We start from the raw sequence: 17,828 nt of genomic DNA on the forward strand, positions 1-17,828 counted from the left end.
TGCAGACTCGTTCAATCGACATCCCGCACCATGAGATACGGTGTGCGGTCGAGCAAAGGAAGAACAGCGGATTCATGGGGTGCATCCCGTGGACGCATCTGGCCACCTTACGGAAATTCCCGGCCAACCTCGCTGAAAGCGCTTAGCCGGGAGATAAAAACGGACATTGAAACGAGGTATGGCAGGATAGGATTGCGCCGGTTTTGGGCGCCCAAGGGGCCAACGCTTGAATTCCAGAGGGTCGTCCGCGCTGCCTCCGCATCGTCGTAGTGGTCGTGCGCGTCGTATTCGTCGCCGACGCACTGAACTGGATGTCCAACACTGGGCCTACAAGGAACACGACAATCTCATGTTGCCGCTACAAATCAAATGTTGCTCATTTCTTTTATGTCTACATGAACGCCCCCGTTTGCGCCAGATATTCGAGGTTTTGACGAATAGGATGGGCTGCAGCTCTACATCCGGCCTCTTTGCAGCTTCCGCTTCGCTGCCGGCCCCCTATGAAATCCGCTGACTCATCCCTCATTCAAATCGCGAGCTTGTAAAGCTCAGGCATAAAGACAGGTTTGGTGAATCCCGGGTCCCGCCCAATTGTCATTACGCTCGAATGCCGCCGCAACTTTTGACGTTCCATCCCTTGAAACAGAAAACCTTCCCTCAGACCGATGAAATCAGGCTGGCCTCGTGCCGACGTAATCCTTCCGGTAAGGCTGCTGATGCGCCAGCACGGCCCAGATTATTCGGGCAAGCTTGTTGGCCATCGCGACGATGTCTTGTTGAGCGGCGCAAGCACTTCAGCTGCGGGTTTCGCTGCCTCCTCGAGTACTGCGTCGGCCAGTTCCGGCGTGACCTCTTCGAGGTCCGGCAATGAAGACAGCGCGCCGAGGTCCGCCAATTCCATCATCACGAAGCGCATGTCGCGCAGCGGTGCAATATAGGTGCTCATCGTTAGTCTCAATTCAGTTCTGTTGCAGTTTGTCCAGTTCACCGGACAATTCCGGCAACACCTTGAAGAGGTCCCCGACGATCCAGTAGTCGGCGACCTGAAAGATCGGCGCCTCTTCGTCCTTGTTAATGGCGACGATCACCTTCGAGTCCTTCATCCCGGCCAGATGCTGGATGGCGCCGGAAATGCCCACCGCGATATACAGTTGCGGGGCGATCACCTTGCCTGTCTGGCCGACCTGATAGTCATTTGGTGCGAATCCGGCGTCCACTGCCGCTCGCGACGCGCCGACGGCTGCATCAAGCTTGTTGGCAATATCGTCCAGCAGTGCGAAGTTCTCGCCGGAACCCATGCCTCGGCCGCCCGAGATCACCCGTTTCGCGGACGTCAGCTCCGGGCGCTCCGAGCGCGTCAGTTGCTGGCTCACAAAGCGCGACCCTGGCACTTCAGGAGCGGGCTCCAGCGCTTCGATCGCGGCCGTTCCGCCTTCTGCCGGTCCCGCCGCAAAGGCTGTCGTACGCACGGTGACGACCTTGATGGCGTCCGCGCTACGCACCGTCGCGAGCACATTGCCTGCGTAGATGGGTCGCACGAACGTATCGGCGGACTCGACGGCAACGATGTCAGAGATCTGCGCGACATCGAGCAGCGCGGCCACGCGGGGCATCACATTCTTCGCGGTCGTGGTGGCCGGCGCAATGATGTGACGGTATTGCCCCGCGACTTTCACGATGAGTGCAGCGAGGTTTTCGGCCAGTGCATGGCCATAGTGCGTGGCGTCAACAGCAAGCACGCGAGTCACGCCGGCAATACGGGCCGCCTGTTCGGACACCTTTGCGCATTGCGATCCGGCCACGAGAACATGAATGTCGTCGCCAAGCCGCGCGGCGGCTGTAACGGCGTTCAGCGTGACCATCCTCAGCGTCTGATTGTCGTGTTCTGCAATAACGAGTACGGGCATTTTCCTCACCTTCGATCAGATAACTTGTGCGTTTTTCAGCTTGCTCACCAATTCCGCGGCGTCGGCTACGCGAACGCCCGCTTCGCGTTTCGCAGGTTCCGCCAGCTTCAGCGTGGTCAGCCTCGGCGTTACGTCGACACCGATCGAATCCGGCGTCACGACATCGAGAGGCTTCTTCTTCGCCTTCATGATGTTGGGCAGCGTCGCGTAGCGCGGCGTGTTCAACCGCAAATCGGTGGTAACGATGGCGGGCAGATCGACCTCGATCGTTTCCAGACCGCCGTCGATCTCACGCGTAACGGTGGCCTTTCCCGCCTCAACCGTCACCTTCGATGCGAACGTCGCCTGCGGCCAGCCAAGCAGCGCCGCCAGCATCTGGCCAACCTGATTGGCGTCGTCGTCGATGGCCTGCTTGCCGAGCAGCACCAGTTGTGGCTGCTCGCTGTCGACCAGCGCCTTGAGCAGCCTGGCAACCGCGAGCGGCTGCACTTCGGCATCCGTCTCGACCAGAACGCCGCGGTCCGCGCCGATCGCCATCGCCGTGCGCAGCGTTTCCTGGCATGCGGGCACGCCGCAGGACACCGCGATCACCTCGGTCACGACGCCCGCTTCCCTCAGGCGCACAGCCTCTTCCACGCTGATTTCGTCGAACGGGTTCATCGACATCTTCACGTTCGCGATATCGACGGCGGTGCCGTCAGCCTTGACGCGAACCCTCACGTTCGCGTCGACGACGCGCTTGATAGGTACAAGTACTTTCATTGACTACTCCGTTGGTACAGAAGGGCTCCATTCGGGCCGACTACATACGCCGGCCGAACGGAAGTCGCATTGTTCATATGCGGGTTATCCGCTGCGTCTCTGGGCTTGTGGATTTCCTTGCGGAAAGCGTCACGCCCGCTCGGCAAACACGCAGCCGGGCTGTCCCTCGAACATGTCAACGAGATATCGTTCAAGTGGCTTTTCCGACGCGGTCTTCGGTATTTCCGGGACCACCTGCACCCAGGAAATGACCGAACTCGCTTCCAGCTTCGCGCGGCAGGCGCGGAACACCTGTTGCGGGTCGAAGTCGTTGGCGCGTTTGGGCACGACGGCCGCCACCACGTCTTTTTCACCCGGCGCACCGGACGCCGCCTTCACGCCATAGACGTAGACGTCCTCGACCGCCCCCGACTCGGCGATCACCTTCTCGATCGGTGCCGGATTGATGAACTCGCCGTTGTGGCGAATCCCCCCGCCCTTGCGATATTCGAAGAAGAGCCAGCCGTTTTCGTCCTCGCGCACGACGTCGCCCATGTGCAGCCAGCCATCCTTGCACTTCTTCGCCGACGCCTCCGGACTGCCGAAGTATTCGACGTTGAACGGCGAACCGTCCGCCGGCCTGAACAGCAGTTCTCCCGGCACGCCCCGCGCGCAGTCGTTGCCGTCGTCGTCGACGATTCGATGCCTGAGGATAGGCACCGGCTTGCCGATGCTGCCGACGGGGCCGGCGCCGAGCGGATTCACGGTAATTCCGCCTTCCGCCGCGCCGTAGAACTCGACGATCCGAGCGCCGAAGCGCGTCTCGAACGCATTCCAGATCGCCGCCGGCATCCCTGCGGAAATCACGAAACGCACGGGGTTATCAGCGTCGTCCGGCTTCACGGGTTCGCTGTAGATTGCCGTCGTCATGCCGCCAAGCAGCGTGAACGTGGTGCAGCCATATTTGCGGGCGATGTCCCACAAGCGCGATTTCGTGAAGCGGCGCGACAGCACGGCGCGCATGCCTGCCGTAAGCGATGCACCCAGCGTCACGATCTGGGCGTTGGCGTGCGTCAGCGAGAGTCCGGAGTACGGCCGGTCATCGGAGACGTAACCAAACAGCGCCGAAACCGCTGTCGACGTTGCGCAGTAACGTTGATGCGTCATGACGATGCCCTTCGGCTCGCCCGTCGTGCCGGACGTGAAGATCAGTTGCATCGCGCCTGCCGGGTCGCGAGCCATGACGGGTAAATCAGGAACGTGCGCCGGCAGCAACGCGTGCAAGGACGCGAGACCGGGGAAATCCGACTGCGGCTTGCCGCCCTCATCCGTTTCGAGCGTAATGATCCAGGATAGATGAGCAAGCGAACCCCGCACGGCCATGAGGTTATCGAGCGTGTAGTCAGCCGCGATCACACCCCGGCATTGCGCGTGCTCAAGCATGAACGCGAGCTTGTCGCCCTTCGCGCGTGGATCGATCGGCACGAATACGGTGCCGGAAATCGATGCGGCGACCATCGCTTCGACGAACTCCGCGTGATTGGCCATCAGCAACGCAAAATGCTCGCCGGGACGCAAGCCCTGATCGATCAGTACCTGCGCGAGCCGCTGGCCGTTCTTCCAGAGCTGCCGGTAGGTGCGCACCTCATCCGGCCGCACGCCGGCTCCTTCGACAGTGAGCACGTCGAGATCCGGCATGGTCTCGACGCGGTTGGCGATCAACGCGGCCAACGTGGTTTCGGGTCTCGTGCTCATGGCACACAATCTCCTTTAATTCCTTGCTGATGCTGTTCGGCTTTACGCGGCGCGTCGGCCTCATCGACCCAGAATCGTGATGCTGGCCACGGCCTCCTCCACACCGCACAGACCGCCGCCGTTTTCGGCGATCGCGATGCGCGCGTCCTCCACCTGGCGGGCTCCCGCCTCGCCGCGCAATTGCGTGACGAGCTCATGAATCTGGCCCAACCCTGTGGCGCCGATCGGATGTCCTTTCGATTCGAGGCCGCCGGACGGATTGATCGGAATCCGTCCTCCGATTGTGGTTTCGCCCCGTTCGGCGCAAACGCCACCTGTTCCCCGCTCGCACAACCCGAGCACCTCGGACTGGATGATTTCGCCAATCGCCGTCGCATCGTGTACCTCGGCAACCGACACGTCCTGCGGCGCGATACCAGCCTGCTCGTAGGCGCTCGATGAACCCAGCCGGACCAGATGCTCGTCGAGCGCCGCGGCCGGCCGATCGGTTCCCGTCTGCAGCACGGATGCGAGAACCCGAATGGCCCGCGAGCGCCGTCCCCTGAGCAATTCGAGCCCGGCCTCGCTGCATACGATCGCCGCCGCCGCGCCGTCGCTAATGGGCGAGCACATCGGCAGCGTGAGCGGATACGTGATCGGCGCAGCGCTGAGGATCTCTTCGATCGAGTAGGCCTGCTGATACTGCGCGAGCGGGTTGTGGACCGAGTGCCCGTGGTTCTTGGCGGACACGGCGGCGAACTGCCGCTGGGTGGTCCCGAACTCGCGCATATGCATGCGCCCCATCGACGCGTAGATGTCCATGAATACGCTGTAGGGCTTCGTCGATACGCTGCCCTCGGGCGGCTCGATGCCGTGGCCCATTTCCAGCAGCCTGCGCTTGCCGTTTTCCGTGTCGTGCACGTCCCACGCACCATCGAATGCGCTGAACGTGCGCGCCTTGTCCGGCGAGAACATCTTCTCCGCGCCCACCGCCAGCACGATATCGGCGGCGCCGGCCTTGACGTAGTTGACCGCGAGGTGAAACGCGGTGCTCGCGCTTGCGCACGCATTCTCGACGTTGATCACAGGAATCCTGTCGATGCCCATTGCACGCAACGCGAGCTGGCCGCGGATCATATGCTGACCCTCCATATGCCCCTGCGTGGAATTGCCGAAAAACGCCCCTTGCACTTGCCTGCTGTCACAACCTGCGTCGGCGAGCGCATCTTCCACGGCCGCGCGCGTGAGCTGCTTCACACTCGTGTCCAGGTGCTTGCCGAAGGACGTCATCCCAACGCCCGCGATGTACACTTCGCTGCTCATCTCATCTCTCCACCACTGAGTTCCGGGTGCGGCGAGCGCACGGCGCCCGCCGCCGTTGTCACACGCTTTTCACCTCGTGTGCCAGATAGCCTTCTTCCGCCAATGCGGCGACGAGGTTGCGTGCGCCGAACGCGCGCGCCGGTGACACAAAGCCGGTTGCATGCAGTTGCCCTCGCAGGACACGGCGCACGGCTTCCGCACCCAGTACACCCGTCTGCGCATAGGGCGAATTGCCGCGCAGAATCACGCTGACCGAGTTCGTATTGCCCCGCCCCTGACACGAAAGCGTGCAGCGGTGGATGTCGGGGCTCTCGCGCCCGGGTTCGAGCTGGGTCACAGCCTTGCCCCACTCGTTGGTGATCTCTTCCTGCCTGGCCGCAGCGAGCGGGCGGCACTCTGCCTCGAACTTCTTCAACAGGCCGACCACGGCGTTAAAGCGCTCCTGGTTCCTGAACGAGACGAGCGTGTGGCAATTGCGCACGCGCGGATCGTCTTCGTACCAGATCGGCTCTCCGCCGCCGCCCCAGGGCAATGCGTTCAGCAGCACGTGCTCTCCCGGCACATCAACCTGATACGGCGTCGCCCATGGCCATCGCACCAGTTCGTTGTTGGACAGGAAAAACTGCTGCTTCGTGCACATCCGCAGAAACGACATCGTCGACGCGACACTTACTTCGGAATCGGCGAGATAGACCAGGTCGAGCGTATCGATGCCCGGCGTTTCAAGCGCGATCTCGGCCGCCAGATTGCCTTCGGTCCACATGTACGAGTTGCCCGGACACAGCGCCAGATCTTTCACCGCAAAAACCTCGCCGTATAAGTGCTTGAGCAGCGACATCCAGTCGGTTTCGCCTGTCGTATCGAAGTAATGACACCCCGCAGCGAGACTCGCCTCGACCACAGGTTGTCCCAACTGCATGAACGGCCCGACGATGTTGATCACTGCCTTTTTGCCGCTGAAGAGTTCGGTGAGCGCAGCCGTGTCATGCTGGACACCTACGCACTGGTAGTCATGTCCGGCCAGTTCGGGCACCTTCGCCATTTCCTCTTCCAGCCGCTCCTTGCTGCGCCCCGCGGCGATAAATGGGATTCCGCGCTCGGCCAGCTTCCACGCGGTCAATTTGCCCGTGTATCCACTTGCGCCATAGAGCACCACTTCGTATACCGTTGCCATTTCATCGTCTCCTTCCAGTTTCACTGGAATGTGTGAGCATCCCTTCTCGTTCAAAGCAATTCCGGGTCGATCAGGTAGTAGCCGCCCTTGATCGCAAGGACTTCGTTGCAGCCGTCTTCGATCAGCGACGCGCGTGCATCGCGCCAGATCTTCTCGATCGGGTACTCCCGGGTGAGGCCGTTGCCGCAGAAAATCTGCAGCGCATCGTTGGCGACTTCGAAGGCGGTCTGGGTTGCCGTGACCTTCGCGGTCATCGCCGCATGCAGCGACGGCTGCGGCGCCGTGAAGTTGTAGTGCACGACGCGCTGCGAGAGCGCACGAGCCGCCTCCACTTTGCGGAACATGTGAAAGAGCCGCGATGCAACCGACTGGTGCCGGATGATCGGCAAGCCGCCCTGCTTGCGTTCATGTGCATAGGCGAGCGCCAGTTCGAACGCAGCGCGTGCCGTGCCCGTGAACACAGTGGCCATGATCGCGTTGGCAAACGTGTGAATGGCGTAGACGGCCTCGAGGTACTGGTCGGGTCCGGCAAGGATGTGGTCCTTCGACAGTCTGACGTCTTCGAAGAAGAGTTCACCCTGGTTGAGCGCGCGCTGGCCCACCTTGTCGAGCGGCTTGCCACGCGACACGCCTTTGGCATCCAGCGGAACGATGATCACCGCTCCGCGCTTCGTATCGACGCCGGAACCACTGTCCGCGGCGCAGTAGAGAATGCATACGTCCGCGACGATGCCATTGGACACCCACGCCGACTTTTGCCCGTTGATGATCACTTCATCGCCGCGCAACGTCGCCACGCAGTTGGGCCGGCCGTACGAGCCTTGCGGGTGAAAGATCATGCCGTTCGCGTCCAGCATGTCGGAGCCGTGATCGGGCTCCGTAATCGCCCAGCAGCCGAGCTTTTCGTCCGGTGAAAGCTCCCGGCAGAATGTGTTGCCAAACGATGCGCTCATCAACGCGGGCAGCAGCCCTGCGCCGTATGTGATGGCGAGTCCGGCATCGCCCCAGCCCAGTTCTTCGAAGAGGATGCACATCGTCTTCGCCCGCTCGGCGGGTTCGAGCTCCAGCAGCCCGTCGACGCCGAATCCGAGTCCGATGAATTTCTCGCGAGCCTCCCAGTACGGCGAGCCCGGCGCAATCACTTCTTCGGGCGTCATGCGGTCCAGCTTGATACCCACCGGACGCATCACTTCCTGTGCATAACGATGCACCGTCCGCTGGACCATCTGGCTCATTTCAGAGAACTCCGGCTCCGCGCCAAGCGGTCCGAGTTTGTGCGCTGCAACGTGATTCGATGCGGTAGACATGTCTCCTCCGTCGAGGTGGTTGGCGTATCATCGGGTGAACAGTGCACCGCACCGGCGCACGCCCGATTAGCTGCCGCGAGCGGTGAGTCGGCGCACTGGACTGTTGTCCGGCTGCACTTCGATCTCCTCTATGGAATCCATAGTGACTGAGCGTGGCGCTGCGCAATATCCCCCGTACAGGGGAGCGCGATCGCATGGACGGGGGATGGCAGCCAGGGTTGACCCGAGTGCCCGGAGCCGCCGATGCAAATGACCGACGTGATAGCGCCAGGCAGGCCTTCTCTGCTTCTTGCCACGAAGCTTCTTCCACCACGCTTGCCGACGGGGTTGATCGACCGCCCGCGGCTGATCGAGCTGGCGGCGCTCGCCGAAGACAAGCGGCTCACGGTCATCAAGGCGCCCGCGGGTTTCGGCAAGACTTCGCTGGCGCTCGCGTGGCTCAACCGCCTGCGTACGTGCGGCGCGCACGTTGCGTGGCTCTCGCTCGATACGGACGACGACGAACCCGCCCGCTTTCTCCACCATCTCGCACAGGCATTGCGGCACGCTTGCGGCAACGTCGGTGCATCGGCGATCGGCCTGACAGCCGAAGCCTCCCTCGTTCCCGCGCAGTCGATCGTGGCGACGCTGATCAACGAACTGGTCGAAGTCGATGACGAGGTCTATCTCTTCCTCGACGACTATCACCTGATCAGCCTTCCCGTCATTCACGATGTCGTCGCGTTCTTCATCGAGCACGTGCCATCGCACGTGCATCTGGTGGTCTGCACCCGCGCCGATTCCACGCTTCCGCTGGCGCGCTTGCGGGCAAGGAATGAACTGCTGGAAATCGACGCCTCGACGCTGCGCTTCAACTTCCACGAAACGCAATGCTTTATCGAGCGCGAGTGTCCGGGCAAGCTGAGCGCTTCCACCATCAAGTCGCTGTTCGCGAACACTGAGGGTTGGGCCGCGGCACTACGCATTTCGGCTTCCGTGCTGGTACGGGAAGAATACAAACCGGGTTCGGAATCAGGCACGCCATCCGGCGCGTCCCGGCCGTTCGCGGCCTACCTCGAAGACATGCTGAAACGTCTGCCCGCGGAGATGGTCGAGTTCATGCTGCGCACGGCGATACTCGACCGGCTGAGCGCGTCGCTGTGCGAGGCGGTGACGGGCGCCGGGAGCAGCCAGTCCATGCTGGAAGCGATCGCCGCGCGCCAGCTTCTGCTGGAACCGATGGATGTGGAAGGGTACTGGTTCCGCTATCACCATCTGATGCAAGACTACTTGCGCCAGCGGCTGGAAACGCAGTACGGCGACGAGGTGGCGGACGTGCACCGCCGCGCGTGTCAGTGGTACGCGCAACAGGAGCAATGGACGGACGCTGTCCGGCACGCAATCGCAGCAGGCGCGACTGACGACGCCGTTTCGCTGATGGGTCGCTGCGCGATGGCGCTTGTCACGAAAGGCGATCTGCTCACGCTGCTGGGTTGGCAACGCCAGTTCCCGGCGCACCTGATACGGGGACAGGTGCAGGTCAGGCTGGCGATCGCCTGGGGAATGGCGCTGGCAATGCGCTTCGACGATGCGCTTGCGATGCTCGATGCACTGGAGCGAGACGCTGCCGCCGGCACGGGTACCGAGACTGAGCGCATCCACTGGGAATGTCAGGCGATCCATTCGGTGCTGGCTGCGTTGCAGGACGATCCGCAACGCGCGCTCGCGATTGCACAGCCATGTCTCGACCGGCCGTCCACCGATGTCTGGACCACCAACGTCGTTTCCAATGTCGTGCGGTTCGGGCACTGGAAAGCGGGTGACCTCGAAGCGCTTTATGCGACCCCCTGGATCCCCTATTCGATCGAGGAGGATCAGCGCAATGTGTTCTCCTCGGTGTACCGGCTATGCCTGCTTGGCCATGCGGAAATGCAACAGATGCACTTCGTGCTTGCCGAACAGTATTTCATGGAATCGATGCGTCTGGCCGAGCGCTACTCCGGCCCACAGTCCATCTCCGCCGCATTGTGCGCGCCGATGATCGCACAGATCCGGTATGAGCAAGGCCGCCTGGATGAGGCCGAAGCGCTCGTCCTCGACCTGATGCCGGTCGTCGATCTGGCCGCCTTGCTGGATAGCGCGCTGATCGCGTATCGCCTGCTCATCCGCATTGCCATCGCGCGTTCGAATACCTCCGAGGCGTATGCGTTGCTCGACCGTGCGCAGGTCCTCGGTCACAGGCGAGGTTGGCATCGGCTGATTGCAGCGGCGCTCGTCGAGCGCACGCGGATGCATATCAGTGAAGGAAGGATGGCAGAAGCCTCGGCGTGCGTTTCCCAACTCGATGAACTCGCAGTTCGCGACCCGCAAGCATCCCCTCCCGTGTCAGCAGAGATCGACAACTATCGCGCGCTCGCCGCGGCCTGCATTGCGATGACCCAGAACCGGACGCGCGAAGCCGTCGAATGGTTGAACGCCGCTCGGCGAAGCGCCGAATGCCGACATGGCGACTACCTCGCATTACGTTTGAGAACTGCGCTCGCACTTGCCCGGATGCGAGCGAACCAACGCAGCGAGGCCATGGAAGTCTTTGGCGAGGTCCTGAAAGCGGGTGCGCCCGCAGGCATCTACCAGTCGATCCTCGACCAGGGGCCTGAAATCGGGCCGCTATTGCAGGCAGTGCGCGACGATACACGCAACACAGCGCAGACGAGGGAGATGGTGAATTACCTGGATCGTCTGCTCCACGGCTGGCGTGCGCTCCATCAACCCAACGGCAAGCGTCAACGGGATGCGGAACGCGAAGCGCTGAGCGCGAGAGAGCGCAATATCGTCGACCTGATCGCGCAGGGCCGGTCGAACAAGGAGATAGCTCGCGACCTCGGGATTGCCCCTGAAACGGTCAAATCCCACGTCAAGAGCATTTTCGTCAAACTGGCGGTCGACAAACGCGCACATGCCGTCGCACGCGCGCAAGCGCTGGGGCTGGTCGGGCATAGCTAGACCCGGCATTGTGCGGTGAACTGACACACAGGGCCGTTATTTTGGCGGCATCCGCACCGCCCCATCGAGGCGGATGACTTCCCCATTCAGCATCAGGTTGCCGAGTACATGCGCCACCAGGCTCGCGAACTCCGGGGCGCGTCCGAGACGCGGCGGGAACAGGACGTTTTGTGCCAGCGCGTCGCGCACGGTCTGCGAAACGTCTGCCGCCATTGGGGTCTCAAAGACGCCGGGGGCGATCGTCACCACGCGGATACCTGTGCGGGCCAATTCCCGGGCAAGCGGCAAAGTCATGCCGGCCACGCCCGCCTTGCTTGCCGCGTAGCACGCCTGACCAATCTGTCCATCGAATGCGGCGATCGACGCCGTGTTGATGATGACCCCACGCTCGCCTTCGATATCAGGCAGATTATCAGCCATCGTCTTTGCGGCCAGCCGGACGACGTTGAAGGTTCCAATCAGGTTCACCTCGATACCTTTGGTAAAGAGCGCCAGTGGATGGACCGTGCCATCCTTGCTGAGCACTTTGTGCGGGATAACGATTCCGGCACACTGAACCACACCTTGCATGCTCCCCCCGAGTTCGCGCGCACTCGCAATTGCGGCCTCGACATCTGTTTCACTCGTCACATCGGTCGGGCAAAAGTGCACCTTGTCACCGAGCGCGGCGGCCAGTTGCAGGCCGGCGTCATGATTGACGTCAGCGATGACTACGTTGGCGCCGGCTGCTGCGAACATCTCGACAGTTGCGCGCCCCAAACCCGAACCGCCGCCTGTGACCAGAAAGGTGTTGCCGCAAATGTCCATGATTGTCTCTCCTCGAACGATGATTGAGCGAAGCGCACGCGTTCACCGCACCACGACGAACGTGGCAGCGTGAAGCAACACGCCCGCCATGCCACCGACAAGCGTGCCGTTGATACGAACATATTGCAGGTCACGGCCGATCTCCGCTTCGATTTTCCTGCTGACCGCATACGGGTCAAACGAAGTTCCTTGTGGTTCTCCCGTATATCGGGTGAAGCGCGGCTCACGCTTCGATCGTCGCGAATCCGGAAACTCAAGTCCCCTCCTGACGGAGAAACCTGCGCACGACGGGTGCGACTTCTTTCGCTCGCGTAATAAGAAACAGATGACCGTCGTCAATGACATAGAGCGTCGCATTGCGGATGCGCGACGCAAGAATCCTGGCGTTGGACAAGGGCACGATGGGATCGTCGTTGCCGTGCATGACGAGCGTCGTCTGACGCAACGTACGGAGCCAGTGAAGACTGGTCCAGCCCCAGGCGGCCATCAACTGATAAATGTATCCGCGACCGCGCGGCGGCTGAATATGGCGGCTGTGCTCCTTGAGCAACCCCGGATCGCGCCGGTAAGCGCCACCGTAGATCTCCGGCCCGATCCGTTGCAGATAGGCCGGATCGGTATAACGCCTGGGACCGATCAGCTTCGACAGAACGGAGAGTTTGGCCGGCATCATCAGAACACCCGGCGAAGTCGCAGCGAGGATCAGTCTGCGGCAGCGCACGGGATAATGCCGCGCGAACTGCTGCGCGAGCGCGCCGCCCCACGACACACCGAGCACATCGACAGGTCCGTCATGCCCCAGCCGCCGCAACAGTTTGTCGGCCAGCACGGAGAGTGTCGAAAACCGATAGGGCGCGAAAGGCGCCGGTGATCCGCCCACGCCGGGAATGTCGAAGATGATGACGCTGACATCGCCCAGTGCTTCGACGAATGGCTCGACAAGTTCCAGATTGGCGCCAATGCCGTTGAATATGAGTAGCGGCGGGGAGGCGTCACTGCCATTCCGGACGCCGACGCGCACGATCTGGCCATCCAGATCGATCATCCGGATTTCCATGCTCTTGACTGACTCGGGACTGTTATTCATTTCTCTCATCCGGACACAAGCTCCTCGCAACACGCTTCGTCATAGCATCGGCGCCAGGCCGCGCCGTGCTGCTTTACTTTGCTGCGTTATCTCGCCGGTTGCAGGAGTGCCTTCAACTCCTCGACGTTCTCCGCTACGCGCTTCGAGATCACCACGTAGCTGTCGGCCTGGGCGCGATAAGCCGTTTCGGCGAGTTCCTGCATGTCCGAAAGCGCCTTGTGCAACGCCTGTTGCACCGCTTTGTCTGCGGCCGGCTTGCTCTCCGATCCGCTCTGCTGCGCGACCAGCGACTGGAGCCGCGTCATCGTCGCGCTCAAAATCTCCATCTGTTTCTGACCGAGCGACTGCATGCCGGTCAGCGCCGTGGTGTTGGCGGCTGCCAGCGCCACGATGTCCTTACGGCGCGACTCCAGAATGGCGCACGCGTCGACGCCGGGCAGCTTGAACTGCTTGATGAGTTTGATGTATTCAGCAAAAAGGGTGTTGGGATTGATTGATTCCATAATCGGTTCTCCAGACAAAGTATGTTGATTCGATGACGGCCACAACGCCGCCAGCGTGTTGTACGTCAGGCTTGCATGACGTAGATTCCCGGCGCCGCCGTCATCGACGCATGCCGCTCGTTGCCGAGCGCCGCTGGCGCGGCTCGCCGTTCGCCGGAACGCGCGGACAGCCAGTCTCGCCAGTTGCCCCACCACGAGACCTTCTCGGCCTGCGCACTCGCGAGCCATGCGTCGGCGTTCGCGGGCAATTCAGGATTGAGGTAAAACTTCGCTTTCGGATTGCCCGGCGGGTTGATCAGACTCTGGATGTGGCCGCTCGAACTCAGTACGAACTGCGTATCGCCGCCAAACAGCCGAGCCGTGTTGTAGACGCCTTTCCAGGGCGTAATGTGATCCGTGATGCCGGCCACCACGTACTTGTCGCACGTCACCTCGGACAGGTCGATCGGCGTGCCGAGGACGCTCAGAGCGCGAGGCTTCGTGAACAGGTTGTCCATGAAAATGTCGAGCAACTGGCCGTGCAGACCGGCGGGTAAGCGCGTTGTGTCGTTGTTCCAGTACAGGATGTCGAACGCGGGCGGCGTCTTGCCCATCAGGTAGTTGTTGACCCAGTAGTTCCACACCAGATCGTTGGGTCTCATCCAGGCGAACACGCGGCCCATCTCCTCACCGGCGAGCACGCCTCGGGACGTGCTGTTTTGCTTGGCCGCCGCGATCGCCTCGGGCGTCGCGAAAAGACCGAGATGCGAGTCCGCCGTATTGTCCAGTACGGACACCATCAGCGTGGCAGCGTTGACGGTTTTTTCGCCGCGACTTGCCAGATGTCCGAGCAATGCCGAGATGGTCATCGCGCCGGAGCACGCACCGTGCAGATTGACATCGTCGCTGCCCGTGATATCGCGTACCGCCGCGATCGCTTCGAGCAGTGCCGTGACGTAGGTATCGAGATCCCAGTGAGATTGCGCGGCCGTGGGATTGCGCCAGCTCACCGCAAAGACCTGGAACTCGCTCTTCACGAGATAGTCGACAATGCTCTTGCCTTCCGAAAGATCGAACACATAGAACTTGTTGATCTGTGGCGGCACGATCAGTTGCGGGCGACTGTAGACGTGCGTGGTCTTCGGCGCGTACTGGATCAATTCCAGCACTTCGTTGCGAAACACCACGGCGCCGCGCGACGTACCAAGGTTCTTGCCCACCTCGAATGCCGTCTTGTCGACCTGGGCCGGCATGCCCTGATTCTTCAGCATGTCCGTCACGACGTTCCGGAACCCGCCAAGCAGGCTCGCGCCGCCGGAATCGACGATCTTCTTGATCGCCGCGGGATTGCCGAGCAGCGTGTTGGTCGGCGACATCGCGTCGGTGAACAGCGACATCACGAACTGTGCACGTTCCTTAGTCTTCGGGTCGAGTGCGGAGCGATCGACAAACCCGGAAAGCGCTTCACGCCACGCGAAATAGCCCTGGAGCGTTATGCGGTACAGCGAATTGCCCTGCCATGCTGCATCGCCAAAGCGCTTGTCACCCTGCGGCGGCGTGCATTGCCCATTGCCGCTCAGCACGGCGATCAACTCACGGGCCAGCTTTGCTTCCTGCTCCACGACCAGAGCGGGTTGCCGCAACGCCTGCTCGCCGATCTGTTGCGCGGTGGCGAGAACGTCACACGGACGCAGTCCGACGAACGGGTTGGGGCCCAACATGCCTTCCGTGGCAGATGCCGCGAGATCGTCTGCTTGCTCGCTTTGCGACAGGTTTTCAGTGCTTACCGCCATTTTGCAACTCCTCAAACGACTATTTCAGCCTTGTTAAACACGTCCGGTTACGCGACCAGCATTGCCAGTGTCTCGGCAATCAGTGCTGGTTTGTCCTCGCCGTCGATCTGCAACTCGTTCATCGTCTTGACGATGATCCGGCCGCCGCCCTTTCTCTCCACCGCCAGCAACGTCACGCGGTTTCGCACACGCGCTCCGGCTTTCACAGGCGTCATGAAGCGCACCTTGTCCAGCCCGTAGTTGAGACCGGCGGACGCGTCCTCCGGAATGAAACCGATCTCGATCGCCAGCGCCGCCAGCATTGAAAGCGTCAGATAGCCATGTGCAATCGTTGCGCTGAAGGGACTCTCGCGTTTCGCGCGTTCGACATCCACGTGAATCCATTGCGTGTCGCCCGTACATTGCGCGAATGCATCGATGCGCGCCTGGTCGACGACGACCCAATTCGATACACCCAGTTCGCGTCCGACGAAGTCCTCGATCGTTGCGATGCTGTATTCCTTGATGCTCATCGTACTTGCTCCTTGTATCCGATCAGGCGAACTGCGCACGCAGCCACTTCTTGTTCATCTTGCCGACGCTTGTCTTCTCCAACGCCTCGACGAACTTGACGATTTGCGGCACCGCGTACTTCGAGATCCGTCTCGACGCGCTGAACGTCAGAACATGACGCTTGATATCGTCTTCGGTGATTACGACGCCGTCGTTGAGCACTACCAGCGCCACCGGCCGCTCGCCCCATTTCTCATCGCTGATTCCGATGACGGCGACTTCGGCCACGCCCGGGTACAACGAAATCAGGCTTTCGATTTCGAGCGACGAAATCCACTCGCCTCCCGACTTGATCACGTCCTTGGCTCGGTCCGTGATCTGAAGAGTTCCCGTCGGGTCGATATTCGCAATGTCCTGCGTGTGCAGGTAACCGCCGCTCCAAAGGTGAGCGGAAGCCTCAGGATTGTTCAGGTAGCCCTGGGTCAACCAGGGCGCGCGCACGACGATTTCTCCATACGCTTTGCCGTCGTGGACGACCTCCTCCATGCTTTCATTGACAATGCGCAGATCGACAAGCGGTACGGGCGTTCCCGTCTTGCAGCGCAGGCGCAACTGCTCATCCGCGTCCAGCGCCTCGGCGCCGGGCCGCAGTTGCGCGAGACTCAATACGGGGCACGTTTCGGACATGCCGTAGCCCGCGAAGATGTCGATGCCGCGATCGAGTGCCGCACGCGCGAGCCCGTGCGTCAGCGCCCCGCCTCCAATGACGATCTTCCACTTGCTGAAGTCGGCGGACTTCGCTTCGGCACAGCTGAGCAGCATGTGCAGAATCGTGCTGACGCAATGCGAGAACGTTACACCCTCATCGCGTACGAGTTGCACCAGCCGATCCGGCATATAGCGGCCCGGATAGACCTGCTTTACACCCAGCACGGTGGCGATGTAGGGCATGCCCCACGCGTGCACGTGGAACATCGGCGTGAGCGGCATATAGACGTCGCCGCGATGAAAGCGCTGTCCGGATTCCGGGCTCGACAATGCCGACATGACGGTCAGGGTGTGCAGGACCAGTTGACGATGCGAAAAATAAACGCCCTTGGGCAGGCCCGTCGTCCCCGTCGTGTAAAACGTCGTTGCCCGCGTATTCTCGTCAAAGTCAGGAAATTCGTAGCGGTCCGAACTTGCGGCAAGCATTGCTTCGTATTCGGTGGAGAACGGAATGGAGTGCGTACAGACCTCGTTGCCCTCCTCGTCGATCCAGACGAAGGTGCGCACCGTTTCAAGCTGGTCTTTGATCGCCTCGACGACGGGCAGAAAATCGGTGTGAACGAACAGTATCTCCGCGCCTGCGTGATTGATCGTGTAAGCGATCTCAGCCTGCGACAGGCGCACATTGACCGTCTGCAGGACGGCACCCATCATGGGAACCGCGAAATAGCATTCAAGATAACGGTGACTGTCCCAGTCCATCACTGCGACGGTGCTGCCGTGTCGTGCGCCGAGTTGGCTCAGTCCATTGGCGAGGCGCGCGATGCGCTCGCGCAGCGTCGTATAGGTCATCCGCACCTGTCCGCGATACACGATTTCCTGGTCCGGCGCCTGAACGAATGGCGTGTGCAGCAGTTGCCTGATCAGCAATGGATAGGCGTAAGCCGAGGGCGCGGCAGCCTGGACATCGTCCCGCATCTGAATCTCCTTAAGTCTTGAACTGGATGGCGGGCAGACACGACTTCATCGTTGCTTCGGCGTACTGTGTCGTCCCAATAAGCAAATGATCGGCGCGAACGCGATCTGGAAATATCCCCTGAACGGGGGAGCGAGAGGGGGTGATGCGGGAGGGAGCACGGCCGTTCCGCAACGGCCAATTGCCTCTGGCACTGGGCGACCAAGGGTTTTTTCCTAGATCCGCCGCCGCACTGCAGCTGGATAACTTGGACTGGATTTTTTCTTTGCGGGCGGTCTACGCCACTTTCTGAGTCCTTGAACAAAAACCCGAGCG

15 protein-coding genes are annotated in these 17,828 nt (G+C 61.5%); 1 reads left to right on the forward strand and 14 read right to left on the reverse strand.

What is annotated here, in order from left to right; all coding sequences use genetic code 11:
* Nucleotides 1–736: 736 nt before the first annotated feature.
* The 7 genes from OKW29_RS26645 to OKW29_RS26675 all read right to left on the reverse strand — a co-directional run bounded on the left by OKW29_RS26645 (nucleotide 737) and on the right by OKW29_RS26675 (nucleotide 8,186).
* Entirely contained in the window at nucleotides 737–946 is a 210-nt protein-coding gene (locus tag OKW29_RS26645) for an acyl-CoA dehydrogenase N-terminal domain-containing protein (protein ID WP_429293217.1), read from the reverse strand.
* Between the two features lie 13 nt (nucleotides 947–959).
* Nucleotides 960–1,907, reverse strand: coding sequence for an electron transfer flavoprotein subunit alpha/FixB family protein (locus tag OKW29_RS26650; protein ID WP_429293218.1), 948 nt, complete (start codon nucleotides 1,905–1,907; stop codon nucleotides 960–962).
* 15 nt (nucleotides 1,908–1,922) lie between these two features.
* Nucleotides 1,923–2,669 (reverse strand): electron transfer flavoprotein subunit beta/FixA family protein, encoded by a 747-nt coding sequence (locus tag OKW29_RS26655; protein ID WP_429293219.1) that lies wholly within the window; start codon nucleotides 2,667–2,669, stop codon nucleotides 1,923–1,925.
* A 129-nt stretch (nucleotides 2,670–2,798) separates the two neighbouring features.
* Nucleotides 2,799–4,403, reverse strand: coding sequence for an AMP-binding protein (locus OKW29_RS26660; protein ID WP_429293220.1), 1,605 nt, complete (start codon nucleotides 4,401–4,403; stop codon nucleotides 2,799–2,801).
* 60 nt (nucleotides 4,404–4,463) lie between these two features.
* Nucleotides 4,464–5,705, reverse strand: a complete 1,242-nt coding sequence (locus OKW29_RS26665) for a thiolase family protein (RefSeq protein WP_429293221.1) — start codon at nucleotides 5,703–5,705, stop codon at nucleotides 4,464–4,466.
* A 58-nt stretch (nucleotides 5,706–5,763) separates the two neighbouring features.
* Complete coding sequence (locus tag OKW29_RS26670; protein ID WP_429293222.1) at nucleotides 5,764–6,879, reverse strand: saccharopine dehydrogenase family protein; 1,116 nt, start codon at nucleotides 6,877–6,879, stop codon at nucleotides 5,764–5,766.
* A gap of 50 nt (nucleotides 6,880–6,929) precedes the next feature.
* On the reverse strand, nucleotides 6,930–8,186 hold the full coding sequence (locus tag OKW29_RS26675) for an acyl-CoA dehydrogenase family protein (RefSeq protein ID WP_429293223.1): 1,257 nt from the start codon (nucleotides 8,184–8,186) through the stop codon (nucleotides 6,930–6,932).
* Between the two features lie 243 nt (nucleotides 8,187–8,429).
* Between OKW29_RS26675 and OKW29_RS26680 the strand changes: the two genes are divergently transcribed.
* A complete protein-coding gene (locus OKW29_RS26680; RefSeq protein WP_429293224.1) occupies nucleotides 8,430–11,168 on the forward strand; it encodes a LuxR C-terminal-related transcriptional regulator in 2,739 nt (912 codons plus the stop codon).
* A 36-nt stretch (nucleotides 11,169–11,204) separates the two neighbouring features.
* Here OKW29_RS26680 and OKW29_RS26685 read toward each other — a convergent pair whose 3' ends face one another.
* From OKW29_RS26685 to OKW29_RS26715, 7 genes are all read right to left on the reverse strand, one after another.
* Nucleotides 11,205–11,975: an SDR family NAD(P)-dependent oxidoreductase gene (locus tag OKW29_RS26685; protein ID WP_429293225.1), complete on the reverse strand. Its 771-nt coding sequence runs from the start codon at nucleotides 11,973–11,975 to the stop codon at nucleotides 11,205–11,207.
* Nucleotides 11,976–12,017: 42 nt separating this feature from the next.
* Entirely contained in the window at nucleotides 12,018–12,332 is a 315-nt protein-coding gene (locus tag OKW29_RS26690; protein ID WP_429293226.1) for a DUF445 family protein, read from the reverse strand.
* The gene (gene phaZ, locus OKW29_RS26695; RefSeq protein WP_429294942.1) at nucleotides 12,229–13,062 is read right to left on the reverse strand and encodes a poly(3-hydroxyalkanoate) depolymerase; all 834 of its coding nucleotides are present in this window, start codon (nucleotides 13,060–13,062) and stop codon (nucleotides 12,229–12,231) included. The genes OKW29_RS26690 and phaZ overlap by 104 nt, the downstream gene beginning before the upstream one ends.
* An 86-nt stretch (nucleotides 13,063–13,148) precedes the next feature.
* On the reverse strand, nucleotides 13,149–13,565 hold the full coding sequence (locus OKW29_RS26700; protein WP_429293227.1) for a phasin family protein: 417 nt from the start codon (nucleotides 13,563–13,565) through the stop codon (nucleotides 13,149–13,151).
* A gap of 65 nt (nucleotides 13,566–13,630) precedes the next feature.
* Complete coding sequence (locus OKW29_RS26705) at nucleotides 13,631–15,337, reverse strand: alpha/beta fold hydrolase (protein WP_429293228.1); 1,707 nt, start codon at nucleotides 15,335–15,337, stop codon at nucleotides 13,631–13,633.
* A 47-nt stretch (nucleotides 15,338–15,384) separates the two neighbouring features.
* Complete coding sequence (locus OKW29_RS26710; RefSeq protein WP_429293229.1) at nucleotides 15,385–15,849, reverse strand: MaoC family dehydratase; 465 nt, start codon at nucleotides 15,847–15,849, stop codon at nucleotides 15,385–15,387.
* Between the two features lie 22 nt (nucleotides 15,850–15,871).
* Nucleotides 15,872–17,515 carry a fatty acid--CoA ligase gene (locus tag OKW29_RS26715; protein WP_429293230.1) on the reverse strand — a complete coding sequence of 548 codons (1,644 nt, stop codon included), beginning with the start codon at nucleotides 17,513–17,515 and terminating at the stop codon, nucleotides 15,872–15,874.
* Nucleotides 17,516–17,828 lie beyond the last annotated feature (313 nt).

Source organism: Paraburkholderia sp. CI3 (assembly GCF_050436505.1).
Lineage (GTDB): Bacteria > Pseudomonadota > Gammaproteobacteria > Burkholderiales > Burkholderiaceae > Paraburkholderia > Paraburkholderia tuberum.